The sequence below is a fragment of the Desulfobulbaceae bacterium DB1 genome (assembly GCA_001914235.1).
Classification (GTDB): Bacteria; Desulfobacterota; Desulfobulbia; order Desulfobulbales; family SURF-16; genus DB1.
In genome coordinates this window covers 62,472-78,199 of the sequence record MQUF01000026.1, presented here as the reverse complement: position 1 = coordinate 78,199, position 15,728 = coordinate 62,472, and the positions used below count along the sequence as shown (strand labels likewise).

Annotated in this window: 15 protein-coding genes; 7 read left to right on the top strand and 8 right to left on the bottom strand. The window is 58.1% G+C overall.

Going from position 1 to position 15,728, the window contains the following annotated elements:
• Nucleotides 1-2 precede the first annotated feature (2 nt).
• The gene (locus BM485_17695) at nucleotides 3-335 is read left to right on the top strand and encodes a hypothetical protein (protein OKY73648.1); all 333 of its coding nucleotides are present in this window, start codon (nucleotides 3-5) and stop codon (nucleotides 333-335) included.
• Nucleotides 332-1,000 carry an endonuclease gene (locus BM485_17690; GenBank protein ID OKY73647.1) on the top strand — a complete coding sequence of 223 codons (669 nt, stop codon included), beginning with the start codon at nucleotides 332-334 and terminating at the stop codon, nucleotides 998-1,000. Before BM485_17695 ends, BM485_17690 begins: the two co-directional genes overlap by 4 nt.
• Nucleotides 1,001-1,049: 49 nt before the next feature.
• Here BM485_17690 and BM485_17685 read toward each other — a convergent pair whose 3' ends face one another.
• From BM485_17685 to BM485_17670, 4 genes are all read right to left on the bottom strand, one after another.
• Nucleotides 1,050-1,448 (bottom strand): histidine kinase, encoded by a 399-nt coding sequence (locus tag BM485_17685; protein OKY73646.1) that lies wholly within the window; start codon nucleotides 1,446-1,448, stop codon nucleotides 1,050-1,052.
• Nucleotides 1,449-1,583: 135 nt separating this feature from the next.
• Nucleotides 1,584-1,931 carry a transcriptional regulator gene (locus BM485_17680; GenBank protein OKY73645.1) on the bottom strand — a complete coding sequence of 116 codons (348 nt, stop codon included), beginning with the start codon at nucleotides 1,929-1,931 and terminating at the stop codon, nucleotides 1,584-1,586.
• 10 nt (nucleotides 1,932-1,941) lie between these two features.
• On the bottom strand, nucleotides 1,942-2,721 hold the full coding sequence (locus BM485_17675) for a hypothetical protein (protein OKY73644.1): 780 nt from the start codon (nucleotides 2,719-2,721) through the stop codon (nucleotides 1,942-1,944).
• A gap of 12 nt (nucleotides 2,722-2,733) precedes the next feature.
• Nucleotides 2,734-3,480 carry a hypothetical protein gene (locus BM485_17670; protein OKY73730.1) on the bottom strand — a complete coding sequence of 249 codons (747 nt, stop codon included), beginning with the start codon at nucleotides 3,478-3,480 and terminating at the stop codon, nucleotides 2,734-2,736.
• A 223-nt stretch (nucleotides 3,481-3,703) separates the two neighbouring features.
• Here BM485_17670 and BM485_17665 point away from each other — a divergent pair, with 223 nt between their 5' ends.
• Nucleotides 3,704-4,630 (top strand): UV damage repair endonuclease UvsE, encoded by a 927-nt coding sequence (locus BM485_17665; GenBank protein OKY73729.1) that lies wholly within the window; start codon nucleotides 3,704-3,706, stop codon nucleotides 4,628-4,630.
• 51 nt (nucleotides 4,631-4,681) lie between these two features.
• Here the strand turns inward: BM485_17665 and BM485_17660 are convergent, their stop codons facing one another.
• From BM485_17660 to BM485_17650, 3 genes are all read right to left on the bottom strand, one after another.
• A complete protein-coding gene (locus BM485_17660; protein OKY73643.1) occupies nucleotides 4,682-9,112 on the bottom strand; it encodes a hypothetical protein in 4,431 nt (1,476 codons plus the stop codon).
• Nucleotides 9,109-10,023, bottom strand: a complete 915-nt coding sequence (locus tag BM485_17655; protein OKY73642.1) for a phosphonate ABC transporter substrate-binding protein — start codon at nucleotides 10,021-10,023, stop codon at nucleotides 9,109-9,111. The genes BM485_17660 and BM485_17655 overlap by 4 nt, the downstream gene beginning before the upstream one ends.
• A 179-nt stretch (nucleotides 10,024-10,202) precedes the next feature.
• A complete protein-coding gene (locus BM485_17650; GenBank protein OKY73641.1) occupies nucleotides 10,203-11,327 on the bottom strand; it encodes a peptidase M24 in 1,125 nt (374 codons plus the stop codon).
• Nucleotides 11,328-11,468: 141 nt separating this feature from the next.
• Here BM485_17650 and BM485_17645 point away from each other — a divergent pair, with 141 nt between their 5' ends.
• Genes BM485_17645 through BM485_17630 form a run of 4 tightly spaced genes read left to right on the top strand, consistent with a single transcriptional unit; the run spans nucleotide 11,469 to nucleotide 15,491 of the window.
• On the top strand, nucleotides 11,469-12,521 hold the full coding sequence (locus BM485_17645; GenBank protein OKY73640.1) for a hypothetical protein: 1,053 nt from the start codon (nucleotides 11,469-11,471) through the stop codon (nucleotides 12,519-12,521).
• 55 nt (nucleotides 12,522-12,576) lie between these two features.
• Nucleotides 12,577-13,413 carry an oxidoreductase gene (locus BM485_17640; GenBank protein ID OKY73728.1) on the top strand — a complete coding sequence of 279 codons (837 nt, stop codon included), beginning with the start codon at nucleotides 12,577-12,579 and terminating at the stop codon, nucleotides 13,411-13,413.
• The gene (locus BM485_17635; protein OKY73639.1) at nucleotides 13,413-14,201 is read left to right on the top strand and encodes an NADH:ubiquinone oxidoreductase; all 789 of its coding nucleotides are present in this window, start codon (nucleotides 13,413-13,415) and stop codon (nucleotides 14,199-14,201) included. Before BM485_17640 ends, BM485_17635 begins: the two co-directional genes overlap by 1 nt.
• Before the next feature lie 15 nt (nucleotides 14,202-14,216).
• A complete protein-coding gene (locus tag BM485_17630) occupies nucleotides 14,217-15,491 on the top strand; it encodes a hydrogenase (protein ID OKY73638.1) in 1,275 nt (424 codons plus the stop codon).
• Here BM485_17630 and BM485_17625 read toward each other — a convergent pair.
• Nucleotides 15,480-15,710, bottom strand: a complete 231-nt coding sequence (locus BM485_17625; GenBank protein OKY73637.1) for a hypothetical protein — start codon at nucleotides 15,708-15,710, stop codon at nucleotides 15,480-15,482. The genes BM485_17630 and BM485_17625 overlap by 12 nt on opposite strands.
• Nucleotides 15,711-15,728 lie beyond the last annotated feature (18 nt).

The following is a 15,728-nucleotide window of genomic DNA, read 5'->3' as shown; positions in this document are numbered from 1 at the left end:
TCATGGCTGATTTTCTATCGCCGGTGATGGATTTTATTAACTCTACCGAGCTGCTGGATCAAATACGTCAGGTTGATGTCAAGGGTTTGTTCACCAACCCCTGGTTCCTTGTTCCCTTTCTTGCCCAGATCGGCTGGTGGCTTTACAAGCAAGCGGTCAACAGCCTGGTCTGCACCGGCCTGGTCATCTGCGTCTGGTGGTTTTCCGGCAGCGAATATGCCCGCGGCATGGTGGTTGACGGCAATCTCCAGCTCGCCAAGGTTCTGCCGGTGGCAGGCATCGGGATCGGCGTGATTATGGTGTTGGTTTATCTCTTTTTTATCCGCTCCGATTGAACGTGTCCGCCCTTCTTGATATTTACTCCACCCTTTTTGATCATTTCGGTCCCCAGGGCTGGTGGCCAGCCCAAACCCCCTTTGAGGTGATGGTTGGGGCGGTGCTCACCCAGAATACCAACTGGAGCAACGTCAGCCGGGCCATCGACAACCTCAGGGCAGACGATCTTCTGTCGCCGGAGCGCCTGGCCGATCTTCCCCCGGAAACCCTGGCGGAAAAGATCCGTCCGTCCGGCTACTACAACCTCAAGGCCAGGCGGCTGAAAAACCTGCTTACCATGATCCGCCGTGAGGAACCGGCCGGCGATCTGGATCGTTTTTTTTCGCAGGACACCGGCCTGCTGCGGGAAAAACTGCTGTCGGTCAAGGGAATCGGCCAGGAAACAGCGGATTCCATCCTGCTGTATGCGGCGGGAAAGCCCCTCTTTGTCATTGACGCTTACACCTACCGTATCCTCACCCGCCATGGCCTGATCAGCGAAGAAACCGATTACGAAGCAATGCAAAGTCTGTTCATGGACAGCCTGCCCTTGGATGCCGATCTTTTTAACGAATACCACGCGCTTCTTGTCCGGCTCGGCAAGGAATTCTGCAAAAAAAGCAATCCGCGCTGCTCTGCCTGCCCACTTCGCCGCTTCCAGCCGTTGCTGATCGATACTCCTTAAAAATCTTGCCGAACCGCATCAACACCCCTTGCAGCCGGGAAACAGCGGATCAAAACAAATCATTTTCCAGAATCAGCGAGGAAAGGGCGATCATGCCGATTAGTTCCCCTTTGTCTTCAACCGGAGCCCGGCGAATCCCGGAATTAAATATCAACCGCGCCACATAGCGAATATCCATATCAGCCGGCACGGTGATAACCGGTTTTGTCATGATTTCATAGACATTGACCTCGTGCGAAGCACGGCCGGGAACAATCACCCCCCTGACAAGATCCTGCACAACAACAATTCCCCAGGCATCATCCGAATGTCTTTTTTTCACGATCAGCGCACTGAATTTACCGGCCCGCATCATGGCGGCTGCCTCCTTGGCGGTGGCCATGCCGTCAATATACCCCACCTCTTTGCGCATCACATCCCGCGCCCGAACAATTGCTCCTGAAAACATCTCTCCTCTCCCTTTGTCGTGTTCTTCATCCGGCTTGCCGCCGTGTTGTCCGACTCGCTTCTTCACTAATCCCTTCGCTGTTCTCCCCGGCTTTCAACCGATTTTCCGGCAGCCGGAACACCCGACGACGACACGTTAGAAATATTGATCCCGCACCTCTTTTTTGAACCGTTCCATCTGACTTTCCAGGCCGATAACGTGCTCCACCGGCAAAACAAAGGCGATGCCTGTTCCCGGTTCCCGAAACCGGCCCGCTTCGCCGATGGCCGCGAGAATATTCAGAACGATATGCTCTTCCACCAGAAACATGATGATGTCGGTCTGGGCCTCCAGGGTAAGGCCGAAAAATGTTTTTGCTTCGTGAATGCCGGTGCCCCGGGCCGGAATAACCGTGGCGCCGGTGGCGCCCGCCTTTTTGCCGGCGTCAACGATAGTGTCTGATATCTCCTGTTTGACGCTGGCCAGAATAACCTTAAAACGCATGAGAACCTCCTTAAGATAACGACTTTTTGCGTCGCCCGGCCAGCCACTGCCCGTACTGGGCATAGCCCAATACCGTTATAATGGGAAACAGACTGGCAAAGGCGATGAGACCAAAACCGTCCAGGGCCGGATTACGGCCGGGAACGGAGGAGGACAGACCCAGCCCGAGAGCGGCAACCAACGGCACCGTTACCGTCGACGTGGTCACCCCGCCGGAATCATAGGCCAGGGGAATGATGCTTTTCGGGGCAAAGAAGGTCTGCACGATGACAATCACATAGCCCACCAGAATATAGACATAAAGCGGCGTGCCGGTGACGATGCGAAAGGCGCCGAGACTGATGCCGACGGCCACGCCCACGGCCACGGTGATGCGCAAGCCCCATTGGCTGATGGTGCCGGCGGAGACCTCGTTGGCCTTGAAGGCCACGGCGATGAGCGACGGTTCGGCGACAGTGGTGGCAAAGCCGATCATGGCGGCAAAAAGATACACCCAGCCATAAGCCTTCCAGTCCGCCTGGAGAACCGGTTTATCGGCACCATAAAGAAAGGTGGGATCAGATAACTGCACGGCCATGATCTTGCCGAGGGGAAACAGGGCCTTTTCCAGCCCGGCAAGAAACAGGGCAAGGCCGACCACGACATACACCCCGCCGACAACCAGGCGGCGCAGATGGGGAATGGGCTGGCGCAGCACCAGCAGCTGAAAGCCGATAATCAGCAGAATTATGGGCAGAACATCCCGGAAAGTGGCAAGCAGTATCCGGACAAAATCCATGAAATAAACCATGCACATTTCCTGTCAGCGAAAAATAAGCAGCCCATACCCCATGACAAATATCATGGGCAGCAGGGAGGCAAAGGCGATAAGCCCGAAACCGTCCAGCAGCGGGCTTCTTCCCCTGATGGTGGAGGCAAGCCCCACCCCCAGGGCCGCCACCAGCGGCACAGTGACGGTGGAGGTGGTGACCCCCCCGGCATCATAGGCGATACCCACGATCGCCTCCGGGGCAACGATGGTCATCAGCATGACCACCACATAGCCGCCGATGATGAGATAGTGCACCGGCCAGCCTTTGAGGATGCGCAACACGCCGATCAGAATGGCCAGGCCCACGGAAAAAGCAACGGAAAGCCGCAACCCCAGGGCATAGCTCCGCAAAGGCCCTTCACCCGGGGCGATCAAGCCGGCATTACTTGCAATTTCAGCAGCTTCCCGGGAAACGGCGATCAACGCCGGCTCCGCAACCGTGGTGGCAAAGCCCAAGGCAAAGGCAAAAAACAGCAGCCAGAAAAGGCTCCCCTTGCGGGCCAGGGCATGAGCCATGGCCTCGCCAAGGGGAAAGAGCCCCATCTCCAGGCCCTGGATAAAGAGACTGAGGCCGGCCGCCACCAGCAAGGTTCCCCACAGCACCTCGGCCAGTTGCGGCAAAGGCTGGCGGATCACCGCCAGTTGAAAAAATGCGATTACCGCAATGATGGGCAACAGATCGGCAAAGGCATCCCGTAATTTTTTCAGGATAACCGTCGCAATTTTTCCAGCCGGCATCACCCGCATTTCATCCTATCCCCCCATAAACACCCATGCGGCATCACCTGACCCCATTGCACATTGCGGCTTTTTACTTCCCACGGCAAAAAAACTATAGCTGTTCTTTGCCGAAAAACACAATGATTATCAGCTGTTCGGCAAAAAAACTGTGCGGGAGCCCCCAGTGAACATGCTTGACCAGCCCGGCAAACCATTGTTAAATAGCCATTTTGCCGGATCCATTCAGGAAACGAGGGAGGACCATGTGCCGCGTTTCGGGTTATGTTGTCTCTTTGCGCAAGAACCGATAAAATTTCGTAGCTTTACCATGAAATCCCTGGTGCAGCTGGGAACGACTGAACGCTTGTCGAAAATTTCCGATGTCTGCCTGCATAACAGCCGCAGCCTGCTGCAGGCCCTTCATTTCTGCCGGGCCAACGGCATCGGCGCCTTCCGGGTGATGAGCCCTTTTCTGCCCAGGTACACCCATCCGGATGCGGGGTATACCATTGATACCTTGCCGGATGGCGAGGAAATTTCCCGCAACCTGGCCCTGGTCCGAAAATTCCGCGACACCCATGATATCCGGCTGAGTTTTCACCCGGATCAGTTTATTGTCCTTTCCTCTCCCCGGCGAGATGTCGTCGACAATGCCGTCCGAGAGCTTGACTACCAGGCCATGCTTGCGGAACTGATCGGCGCCGACGTGATCAACGTCCATGGCGGCGGCCATTATGGGGATCCCACCCTGGCCCTGAGCCGTTTCGCTGATAATTTCCGACGCCTGCCGGAGCGGGTGCAAAGCCGTCTTGCCCTGGAAAATGACGACAAAATTTACAGCGTCGTCGATCTGCTGCCTCTCTGCCGGCAACTCGGCATCCCCCTGATCTACGATGTTCACCATCACCGTTGCAACAACGACGGGCTCAGCGAAGAAGAGGCGACCAGGCGGACAATCCAGACCTGGGAACACGTCGGCAGGGAGCCCTATTTTCATCTCTCCTCGCCCAGAAACGGCTGGCGGCACGCCAATCCCCTGCCCCATGCCGATTATATCGATCTCGCTGATTTCCCCCCCTGCTGGCACGGCTTGACCGGCACAATCGATGTGGAGGCCAAGGCCAAGGAACTGGCCGTCATTGCCCTGCAACAAGCGCTGGCCGGGTGAGGCCCCGGCCCGGTCGTCACGAGCTGCCGGCGCCGCACAAAAGCTGCTCTGTCATGTCCCGTTCGTCCTGTCCAGCACCTCACGCACCTTGGTGCCCAAGGCCTGGATTGAAAACGGTTTCTGGATGAAATGCGCCCCTTCGTCCGCCACGCCGTGATGCAGGATGACGTCTCCCGTATAGCCGGACATGAACAGGCATCTGACTCCCGGCCGGAGAGCCATAAGATTCTGCGCCAGTTCCCGGCCGTTCATCTCGGGCATGACCACGTCGGTCATGAGCAGGTGGATTTCCCCCTGGTGTTCCCCGGCGATACGGAGAGCTTCACCCGGGGTTGCCGCAACCAGCACCTGATAGCCGAGGCTTTCAAGCACCTTTTGCACCATCTCGAGAATTTCCGCCTCATCCTCGGCCAGCAGGATGGTTTCATGCCCCTTCGCCACCGGCAGTGGAACGATTTCTTCCCGTATCTCTCCCGCCCCGGCGTGACGGGGCAGATAAATCTTGAAGGTTGAACCCTGCCCGGGCCGGCTCACGACGGAGATGAAGCCGTTATTCTGTTTGACGATGCCATAGACCGTGGCCAGTCCAAGGCCCGTGCCCTTACCCAGCTCCTTGGTGGTAAAAAACGGTTCAAAAATTTTGTCGATGGTTTGCCGGTCCATGCCGCAACCGTTGTCACTCACCGCCAGCAGCACATACTGGCCGGGTTGCGCGTCCGGATGGTCGGAGCACGACGCCTCGTCAATGATCGCATTGTTCGTTTCGATGGTTATTTTCCCGACGCCGCCAATGGCATCACGGGCATTGACGCAGAGGTTTGCCAGAATCTGGTCGATCTGGGAGGGATCAATCCGCACCGGCCAGAGCGCCTTGCCCGGCAGCCAGGCGAGATTGACATCCTCGCCGATGAGGCGGCGCAGGATTTTGAGCATCCCCTCCATGGTCGCGTTCAGGTCAAGAATCCGAGGGGCCACGGTCTGCTTGCGGGCAAAGGCCAGCAATTGCCGAGTCAGGCCGGCGGAACGACCGGCGGCCTTGAGGATCATCCGTAGATTGGCGTGCAGCGGGTGCGCCGGATCGATCTGCAACAGGGACAGTTCCGCATGTCCCATGATCACCCCCACCATGTTATTGAAATCGTGGGCTACCCCGCCGGCCAGACGGCCCACCGCCTCCATTTTCTGGGCCTGGCGAAACTGTTCTTCCAGCTTTCGTTTTTCCGTCACGTCGTTGAAGGTTTCAATGACCGACACCACTTGCCCGGCCTCGTCAAAGACCGGGAAGGATTTCAAGTCGACAAACTGCTTTGTTCCGTCAGCATTGGCATGCTCATGCGTGGCAAAATGCGGCGTACCGGCGGCAAAGGCCCTCTTCACCGGGCACTCCTCCCCCGTCTCAAAACAGGGCTGATCGACCCAGGGGACAACCGTATGGCACTGCCGACCGATCACCTCGTCCTCGGATGCCCGCACCATCGCGCAGAATGCCTTATTGGCGGAAAGAATCCGGTAATCCCGACTGACCACGATAAACCCCTCATCCACCGTGTCGAGCACAATGCGGGTGAACTCTTCACTTTGCCGAAGCAAGGCCTCCGCCTGCTTTCGTTCGGTGATGTCCTGCGCTGTGCCGACGGAACGCAGGGGTTTGCCTTCTCCGTCGCAATAGGTTTCACATCGCTCATGGACATATTTCACCCGGCCGTCGGCAAGCAGCAGGCGATGTTCGATGGAATAGGGGGTGCGGTGCGCCACCGATGTTCTGTAGGCCTGGTTCACCGCATCACGATCATCGGGGTGGACGACTTGCAGGAAGGCCTCGTAGGAGGCGGCAAAGCGGTTCCGGTCGATCTCGAAGATACGGAACAGCTCATCCGACCAGACAAGGCGGTTTGCGGGCAAATCGAGTTCCCAGCTGCCGATATGGGCGATACGCTGGGCCTCGGCCAGTTTGTTCTCGCTGTCTTGCAGATTGCGGTAAGCGAGCAGGCTGGTCAGGCTGTCGGTCAGTCTGTTGCCGATCTCATGGAAGAGCTGCCTCTCTCCCGCGGTCCAGATGCGCGGGCGGGAGCACTGGTGAAGCCCGAACATCCAAGGCGCACCGAATTTCGGTTGCACTGCCAGGTGGATGGCGGCTTGGATGCCGAAACGTTCGGTGCCGCGGCCCGGCATCGGATACTCCGCCCCCGCACCGAAACAGATCGGCCCGGGGGCGGCCAGGGCCATCCGCAACGCATCCGCCATGTCCGGTTCCATGGGGATATCGGCGGCAAGGCCCAGGGCGCCCGGGTACCTGGGCCGGGTCTGTTCCATGACGACGCGCAGGGAAGGCGCTTCCGGGTCACACGGATGCAGCAGCCAGGCCCGGTCACAGTCAAAGAGATCCAGCGCCGTATCGAGCACGTCGCCCAGCATCCGTTCAAGATCGTTTGTCCCCTGCAGAATGCGGGTGATCCGGTCCATGCTTTCAAAAAAACGAAGATGGTCCAGCCGTTCCTGCTCCGCCTGTTTGCGCGCGCTGATTTCCCGCACCAGGGCCAGGTTGTAGGCCCGGCCGTCATATTCAAAATAATTGGCATTGACCTCAACGGGAAAAATCCGCCCATCCCGCGCCTGATGGCGGCCTTCAAAGGTAAACGAGCCCCGGGTTTTCAGCTCCTGCCAGTGGTTCTGCCAGCGCGCCGCCGGAAAATCCGGGTCAACCTCGGAAACGCCCAGGCGAAGCAGCTCGTCACGGCGATATTCCAGGATACGACACGACTCTTCATTGACATAGTGGAAGCGTGCCTGTGCATCGATGAGAAAGGCCGCCTCATGCACGCTGTCCAGGGCAAAGCCCAGGAGGGCAATCCGCTGTTCCGCCTCTTTCCGGGCGATACGGGCGCGCAGCACGCCGATGCCGAAGGCCAGATCGCCGGCCAGTTCTTCCAGCAACCGTATCTCTTGCGACCGGAAGGCGCCGGACGTCGCGGCATATATATTCAAAACCCCGAAAACCTTTTCCTCCTCATTTCTAAGCGGCACGGCGATACTGGAGTGATAACCGCGCCGTAAGGCACTCGCCCGCCACACAGCCATGCGGGGGTCGGTTGCCATCTCCTGCACATGGATGATTGTCCCCTCGCGTATTGCTGTTCCGCTGGGGCCGCGCCCCTGCTCCGTGTCGGCCCAGGAGAAGATCGTCTCGTCGAGATAGCCTGCTTCAGCGCCGGCCCGGGCAACGGGGCGGATGGTTTTCGCTTCATCGTCCTCGGCATAGCCGACCCAGGCCATGGTGTAGCCGGCTTCCTCGCAGATAATACGGCAGATATCGTTAAGCAGCTGCTGTTCATCCTCGGCCCGCATGAGGATCTGGTTGCAGTTGCTGATGGCCTGCAGTTCGCGGTTCAGATTGCGCAGCTCCTCCTCGGCCCGCCGGCGGGCGGTGATGTCCCGCGCCACCGCATAAATGCGCCGGCCCGACGGAAATGCCCGCCATTCCATCCAGCGGTACGCACCGTTCCTGTGGCGGTAGCGGTTGATGAAGTTCAATACCTCCTTTTGCCCGGCAAGCTCGGCAAGCGCCTGTAGGGTCGGCTCCAGGTCATCGGCATGGACAAAATCAAGCAAAAGCCGCCCTTCGAGTTCGGCCACGGGAATACCGAGAGTTTCCTCCCACGCGGGGTTCAAACGGAGAAAACGGCCGTCAATGTCGGCAATGCACAAGAGATCCAGGGCATCGGTGAAGTAATGATCGAGTTCCTCCGTTTTTTCCCGTAATGCGGCTTCCTTTTCCGCGATCACATCCAGCATGTGATTGAATTCACGCGCCATGACCGCCGCCTCGTCGCTGCCGGCAAGGGTGGTGCGGGCCAGGCGGTTTCCCCCGCGCACCGCGGCGATTGTCTCCTGCACGGCATAAAGCCTGCGGGTGAGGCGCAGCCCCATGAACCAGGCAATGAGCGATCCGATACAAATTGCCGTCAGGGCATAAAAAATTCCGCTGCGGACGATTGCCGCAAGTTTGCGGCCCGCCGCCTTCTGACCGATGCCGACCCGAACCCAACCGACATGGCGGTCCGCCACCAGGGCAGGAGTGGCGACATCAACCAGGGCCGGGACCCCGGCAATCACCGTCTGGCGGATTTCCCGGGGCAGATCCTGCAGATAAAGTCCCTGTCGGGACCTGTCATTGCAGGCCAGCACACGACCTTCTTCATCCGCCAGAATAACGAAGAGAATTTCCGGATACCGGAGCTGGGCCTCGACAATCTCCTGCAGACCGGCGATGTCGGCGGAGGCAAGCCAGCCGGCGGCGGAAACGGCCAGGGTATGGGACAAGACGGTGGCCTCCTTGATCTGCTGCTCCAGGAGCATGCTGCGCTGACGCGCCGTGAGGTCGACGATGAAAAGGGCCATCATGACGGCATGCACTGCCGCCACCCCGACAATGAGCCGTCCGCGGAGCGTGTTGAACAGAAAGGCAAACAATCTCCGCATCATCGTTTCTCCACCGGCCGGACTTCTCTTTCAAAAAGGGAAACGAAACGGGCCACCACGTCGTAATCCCGGTCCGCGGCGGCCAGAAATCGAGTCGTTTCCATGCCGGCCAGGATCGCCTTTCCCTCTTCGGTTTCGTCAAGTTCAAGAAGAAGGACGCGGAGGTCTTCCCCAACCTGGAACGGGATGTCGTTGCGCACCATGACCGAATTGTTGACCAGTGATTCCGTTTCCCAGACAGGCTGCAATTCCGCGGCCTCGTGCGGATGTTCCTTTTGGAATGCCCGCCAGGGCGGCGGCCAGGTCGCGCCGGCGGCGCTCAGCCCGAGATAGACATTCATGATGGACGACTCCTGGGAGCCGACGTACCGATTGTCAATGTCGACCGTGACGTGAAGGCCATGGCGGTGGAGAAAGTACTGGGGCATGATGCAGGCAGCCAGGGCGGTGGGCGAGGGATAGCTCACCGCCTTGCCCTTCAGATCGGCTGGTCTGGTCAGACCGCTGTCCCGGCGGACCACGAAGATTCCCTTGAAATCATGGGGCTCTCCGGCCATGGCGATGACGCGGTAGCCGGCTTTCATGGCCTGCAGGGTCTGCCAGGGATTGGGAAGGAGAAATTCGGGTTTGCGGGTTCGGTATTTTTCTTCGAATTCGGCGTAATCCCGCGAGGTTTCAAGATCAAGGCGCATGCCATGCAGACGACCGTTCAGATGGTCCATCAGCGGCTGATACGCCTGGATGAGTTTGGCCGGATTATGGAGGGGATGCACCGTGAAATGATAAACCGGCAGTTTCGTGGATTGCGGCTTTGTACCGAATTGCGGCCCCCGGGGTTCCGCTTCCTGACGGCAGGCGATGGAGGTCCCGAAAAAAAACGCCAGCAAAAAAAACAGCAGCAGTTTCCGGAACATACTCATTCTCCATGGAGGCTGGGCAAGAGGTCGGGACGTCACCTTGTCGACGTTTTCCGCCGCCGCTCCGCACCCTGCTTTGACGCGCGCCGGGAGCGAAGCGTCCTTTATATTTCCCGCATGGTCCACCCTACCGCATTGTTTTACTTTTCGTCAATGGCGGAAAGAAAGTTCAACCCTCACAAATCGAGCATGGTGGTATCGCGGTTGAGGACCCGGCAGCCGTCATCCTCCACCACCCCCATGTTTTCCAGACGGATGCCGCCCCAGCCGGGCAGATAGACCCCCGGTTCAATGGTGATGATCATGCCGGTGTGCAGTTTTCTGCCGTTTCGCCGGTTCAGCGACGGCGCCTCGTGCACGGCAAGACCGACTCCGTGGCCCAGTCCGTGGCCGAAATTCTCCCCCAGGCCTGCCCGGCGGATGACATCCCGCGCCGCCCGATCCGCCTCCTTGCCGGTTATCCCGGCCCGTATGGCACTGGTCGCGGCAAGCTGGGCCTGCCGCACGATGCGAAACAGCGCCACCGTCTTTTCGTCCGGGGTTCCCAGCACCACGGTGCGAGTCATATCGGAACAGTAGCCATCCAGGATCAGTCCCATGTCAATGACGATCGGCTCTCCTTGCCGCAGGGGGCGGGGACCGGGCACGGCATGGGGCAGGGCGCCGTTGGGACCGCCGGCCACTATCGTCTCGAAACTCGGTCGTTCCGCCCCGTTGGCGCGCATGGCGTTTTCCAACCGCATGGCGACCTCCCGCTCCGTTTGTCCTGCGCGCAGCGTGGCAAAAACTTCCTGGAAAACCGCTTCATTCAGCTGCACCGATTTTTCTATTTTATCGATTTCTTCCCTTGTTTTGCGCACCCGCATTTTTTCCACCAGGCCGACGACGGGCAGTGCCTCGATCCCCATCCTGCCTGTCATATCAAGCAATTTGCTTGCGCTGGAATAGAGCACGGCATGGCTCTCAAAACCAAGCCGCTTGATGCCGAGATCCGGCAGCATTTTTTTGAGCAGGCCAAGCAATCCTTTTGAATAGAGAACAACCTCAAATCCAATTGCCTCTCCCCGGGCATGCAGTTCAAAACGCGAATCCGTAAACAGAAACGGCGTGCCCCGTCGCGGCACCAGGAGCACGCCGCTTGACTCGGCAATGGAGCTGTCGGTTGTACTGTAGCCGCTGAGATATCGCCTGTTCTCCGGCTGGCTGACCAGCAGTGCATCGATTTTTCGTCTCGTGAGCAAATTCCGCAATCTGCTTAATTTTTCCATATGGTTTCCACCTTGTTTGCTGAGAAACATCATTCTGATCGTCGTCACGTTCCGCCCAGACATTCATTCCTCATTAGCAATTTTTTCAGAAAATAACCACTGGACATTTGTCATGTGGTATGAACATACTTTTTTTATGGTGTTTTCCAATTTTTTGCGCGTGGGGGAAAAAGCATGATTTTCAGGGTTTTTGCCAAAAATGAGCTGGAAAATCTGTACGATATCCTTGCCGTCAACCATGTGGTGGGACCACGGGAAAAGGGTACCGACAAAAACGGCAACACCCTCTTTGATTTTGATTTCATCTATGATTTCAAGGAATTACGCCTCGATTTTCCCGCCACCATCCATTCACTCAAGCGGTTCGTGCTTCCTCCCACGGAAAACCTCTGCACCTTCACCCTGCAGCATGACCGCTGGCGGAAAAACATCGACCTCAACGCCTACAAACCGATTGTCTATTTCGGTCTGCACGCCTGCGACATCAACGCCTTGAACAAGCTGGACAAGGTCTTGTCCGGCAATCTCTATCCGGACCCTTTTTATACGGCAAAACGAAAAAACATGTTCATTATCGGTATCCACTGCACCACCCCCCAGCCCTTCTGCTTCTGCCGTTCCATGGGTACGGACAGCGCCCTGCACGGCTTTGACATGTTCCTCACCGACCTGGGTGACGACTATTTTGCCGAGATCCTCTCCGCCCGGGCCTTTGAGTGCATGAAGGCCCTGTCGGGCCGGGAGCCGAAAAAAAACGACCACCAGCGCTTCCTTGAGGTGCATCAGGAAAAGATCCGCCGTTTCACCTGCCGGGTGGACACCACCGACCTGACCAAGATCCTGGATCTGGAATTCCAGGCCGACGTCTGGAAAGAATGGGGCGACAAATGTCTTTCCTGCGGAACCTGCGCCGGCGTCTGCCCCACCTGCTATTGTTACGGCATTGAAGAAAACGTCGATCTTGATCTGGTGGGTGCCGTCAAGACCAGGCATCTCCACTCCTGCAACCTGATTGATTTCGCCGAAGTGGCGGGCGGCCACAATTTCCGGCCGGAAAGCTATGTCCGGCTGAAGTACCGTTACTACCACAAACACCGGGGATTCGTGGAGGCCTTTGAGGAATCCCTCTGCGTCGGCTGCGGCCGCTGCGGCGAGTCGTGCCTGGCCGGCATCACGGTGCCCGAGGTAATCGCCAGCGTGCGCGGCAATGGAGAACATCATGGATAGACTGCCCTTTGTCGACGTGCTTGCCGGCAAGAAAAATTATTTCCGCCGGGAAGACCTGACCAGCTTCGAGTACAGCTACCAGGCGGAAATCACCAATGTTTATCCGTTGACCAAAAGCGAAAAACTGTATCAGATCCAGATCGTTGATCCGGAAGAGCGGAGCAGGTTTTCCTTCAAGCCGGGACAGTTTGTCATGCTCGAACTGCCCGGTATCGGCGAAGCCCCCTTTTCCATCTCTTCCTCGCCCATCCGCCACGGCGATATCGAGCTGTGCATCAGAAACGTCGGCAACCTCACCGATTTTCTCACCCTGGTTCCCCGCGGCACCAGGGTGGGGATCAGCGGCCCTTTCGGTACCTGCTTTCCCCTGGAACAGATGCACGGCCATGATATCCTGCTGATCGCCGGCGGTCTCGGCCTTGTGCCCCTGCGGGCACCGCTTTTTGCCGTCCTGGAAAACCGCAGTCATTACGGCAGGATCGATGTTATTTACGGCGCCCGCAATCCCTCGGAGCTGCTTTTTACCTATCAATACGACATGTGGCGCCAGTTTGACATCAACCTGAGCATCATCGTTGACGAGCCGGATGCTTCCTGGCAAGGGCCGGTGGGCCGCATTACCTCGATCCTCGAAAAACGGATCGCCACAACCCCCAACTTGAGCAAAAACAGCTACGCCATAGTCTGCGGCCCGCCGGTCATGTTCAAATTCGTCTGCGACATGCTGATCGGCGCCCAGCTTCCCATGCAGAAAATTTTTGTTTCCCTGGAGAGACGAATGCACTGCGGCAGGGGAAAATGCTGCCGGTGCAACATCGGTTCCACTTACACCTGCATTGAAGGACCGGTGTTTGATTACTGGTCGGTAATGAATCTGAAAGAGGCTATCTGATGCAAGGCGACCGTACCTATTTAGGTGTTCCGATCAGAAAGCCCAGGGCCGCATTTTTCGAATTCACCTCCTGCGAGGGCTGCCAGCTGCAGATGCTCAACAACGAGGCGAGTCTTCTTGATTTTCTCGGCCTGCTGGAGATCGTCAATTTCCGCGAGGCCATGAGCGAGCAAAGCGATGTCTACGAAATCGCCTTTGTCGAGGGCAGCATCAGCCGGGCGGACGAGGAGGAGATGCTGAAAAAGATTCGCGCCCAGGCGAAAACCCTGGTGGCGGTGGGCTCATGCGCCTGTTTCGGCGGCGTCAATCAGCTCAAAAACCGCTTTGACGACCTGGACTGGGTGAAAAAAGAGGTGTACGGCGACAACCCCGTCGACACCCGGCCGGTGCAGCCCCTGTCCGCCATTGTCCCGGTTGATCTGCATATTTACGGCTGCCCGATAAAAAAAGAAGAAGTGGAAAAGATCGTCACCAATTTTGTCCTGGGCAAGGCCGTTCACCAGCCGAAATACCCGGTCTGCATGGAGTGCAAGGCCAACCACAATATCTGCCTCTTTGACCTGGGCGAGCCCTGCCTGGGGCCGGTCACCAGGGCGGGATGCGACGCCTGGTGCCCCGGCAACCGGCTCGGCTGCTGGGGCTGCAGGGGACCGGCGGAAGAGGCCAATGTCGGCCGGCTCGCGCAAATCATGAAAGAGCACGGTTTTTCCCGGCAACAGATGATTGACCGGCTGGAGTGTTTCGGCGGCTTTTCCGCCCATGTCCGCGAGTTGAAACAAGGCACCTGATTTTTCGAGGAAACAATGAAACTGACCTGCAACATCAAAGTCAATCACCTGACCAGGGTTGAAGGACACGGCAATATCCGCATCAGGATCAAGGACGGCCGGGTGGAAGAGGCCGGCTGGGACGTGGTCGAGACGCCCCGCTTCTTTGAGGCCATGCTGGTCGGCAAGGCATGGGAAAACGCCCCCTATATCTGCGGCAGGATCTGCGGCATCTGCTCCATCGGTCACACCCTGGCAAGCATCCGGGCGGTTGAAAACGCCTTCGGGATTGTCCCGGACCGGCAGACAGACGCGTTGCGGCTCCTGCTCAAACACATGGAAACCCTGCAAAGCCATCTGCTGCATCTTTATTTTCTCGTTGCCCCCGACTTTCTCGGCCTGGGCAGCGTTCTGCCTTTGATTGAGAGCCACCCGGAGGTGGTGCAGCGGGCCACCCGCCTGAAACTTCTGGCCAACGACGCCTGCGATCTTATCGGCGGACGCCGGCTGCATCCCACCCGCACCGTGGTGGGCGGCTTTACCATGCTGCCGGAAAAATCACAGCTTGCCGGTCTCAAATCACGCCTTGAGGCCGCTGTTGCCGATCTCGCCGCAACAGCGCGCCTTTTTCAGACCTTCAGCCTGCCCGCGTTCAGCCGGGAAACGGAATTTGTCTCGCTGCAGGGGGAAAACCGCTATCCCTTTCTCGGCGGCAACCTGCTGTCAAGCGACGGAGTAGTCGCCAAGGAAGCGGATTACCGGCTGATGACCAATGAATATGTGGTCGACCATTCAACCTCGAAATGGAGCAGGCTGTCCCGGGGGTCATTTGCGGTGGGGGCACTGGCCAGGGTCAACAACAATTTTTCCCTGCTACACCCGAAGGCCAGGGAAACAGCGGACGCCTTCCGGCTCACGCCGATCAATCACAATCCCTTCATGAACAATATCGCCCAGCTGGTGGAGTGCGTGCACGTGGTGTACGACTCGATCGCTTTGCTCGAAGAGCTGCTGGACGCAAGCCGACAGGAACCTCGGCAGCCCGTCCTGCCGAGGGAGGGACGGGGAGTGGGGGCGGTGGAGGTGCCGCGGGGCATCCTGTACCACTTTTATGAATTTGATGAAGAGGGGAAAATTATCAAGGCGGACTGCGTTATTCCCACCAGCCAGAACAACGCCAATATCCATTATGATTTGATCGAACTGGCCCGGCAGGCCGCCTCCCAAGGCAAAAAAGACAACGAGATCAAGCTGCTCGCCGAAATGCTGGTGCGGGCCTATGATCCGTGCATTTCCTGCTCAGTCCATTGACAGGCTGAAATTTACTTTTCTGTCATAAAGGCCGTGATACAGCGCCTGCACCGCGGCAAGAATATCAGGCGCGGACAGGACGAGCTTCACCGTCATGCGGTCCTTTGCCGGGGGCAAAGGGGTCAGACGGCCTGCTCCAAACCCCTCGCCCCATTGCCGCACCAGCTCTTCCAGCTCGCTCCAGTTGACCGCCACTGCGTCGGCATCTTTTTCCAGCACAAGTTGCGCCTGCCGTGC

Excerpts from the sequence above, each read along its gene's own strand:
- BM485_17680 (OKY73645.1), bottom strand. The coding sequence starts at position 1,931 with ATGCGTTTTAAGGTTATTCTGGCCAGCGTCAAACAGGAGATATCAGAC.
- BM485_17645 (OKY73640.1), top strand. The coding sequence starts at position 11,469 with ATGATTTTCAGGGTTTTTGCCAAAAATGAGCTGGAAAATCTGTACGAT.
- BM485_17685 (OKY73646.1), bottom strand. The coding sequence starts at position 1,448 with ATGTTTTCAGGAGCAATTGTTCGGGCGCGGGATGTGATGCGCAAAGAG.
- BM485_17630 (OKY73638.1), top strand. The coding sequence starts at position 14,217 with ATGAAACTGACCTGCAACATCAAAGTCAATCACCTGACCAGGGTTGAA.
- BM485_17650 (OKY73641.1), bottom strand. The coding sequence starts at position 11,327 with ATGATGTTTCTCAGCAAACAAGGTGGAAACCATATGGAAAAATTAAGC.
- BM485_17675 (OKY73644.1), bottom strand. The coding sequence starts at position 2,721 with ATGGTTTATTTCATGGATTTTGTCCGGATACTGCTTGCCACTTTCCGG.
- BM485_17660 (OKY73643.1), bottom strand. The coding sequence starts at position 9,112 with ATGATGCGGAGATTGTTTGCCTTTCTGTTCAACACGCTCCGCGGACGG.
- BM485_17695 (OKY73648.1), top strand. The coding sequence starts at position 3 with ATGGCTGATTTTCTATCGCCGGTGATGGATTTTATTAACTCTACCGAG.
- BM485_17635 (OKY73639.1), top strand. The coding sequence starts at position 13,413 with ATGCAAGGCGACCGTACCTATTTAGGTGTTCCGATCAGAAAGCCCAGG.
- BM485_17655 (OKY73642.1), bottom strand. The coding sequence starts at position 10,023 with ATGTTCCGGAAACTGCTGCTGTTTTTTTTGCTGGCGTTTTTTTTCGGG.
- BM485_17670 (OKY73730.1), bottom strand. The coding sequence starts at position 3,480 with ATGCCGGCTGGAAAAATTGCGACGGTTATCCTGAAAAAATTACGGGAT.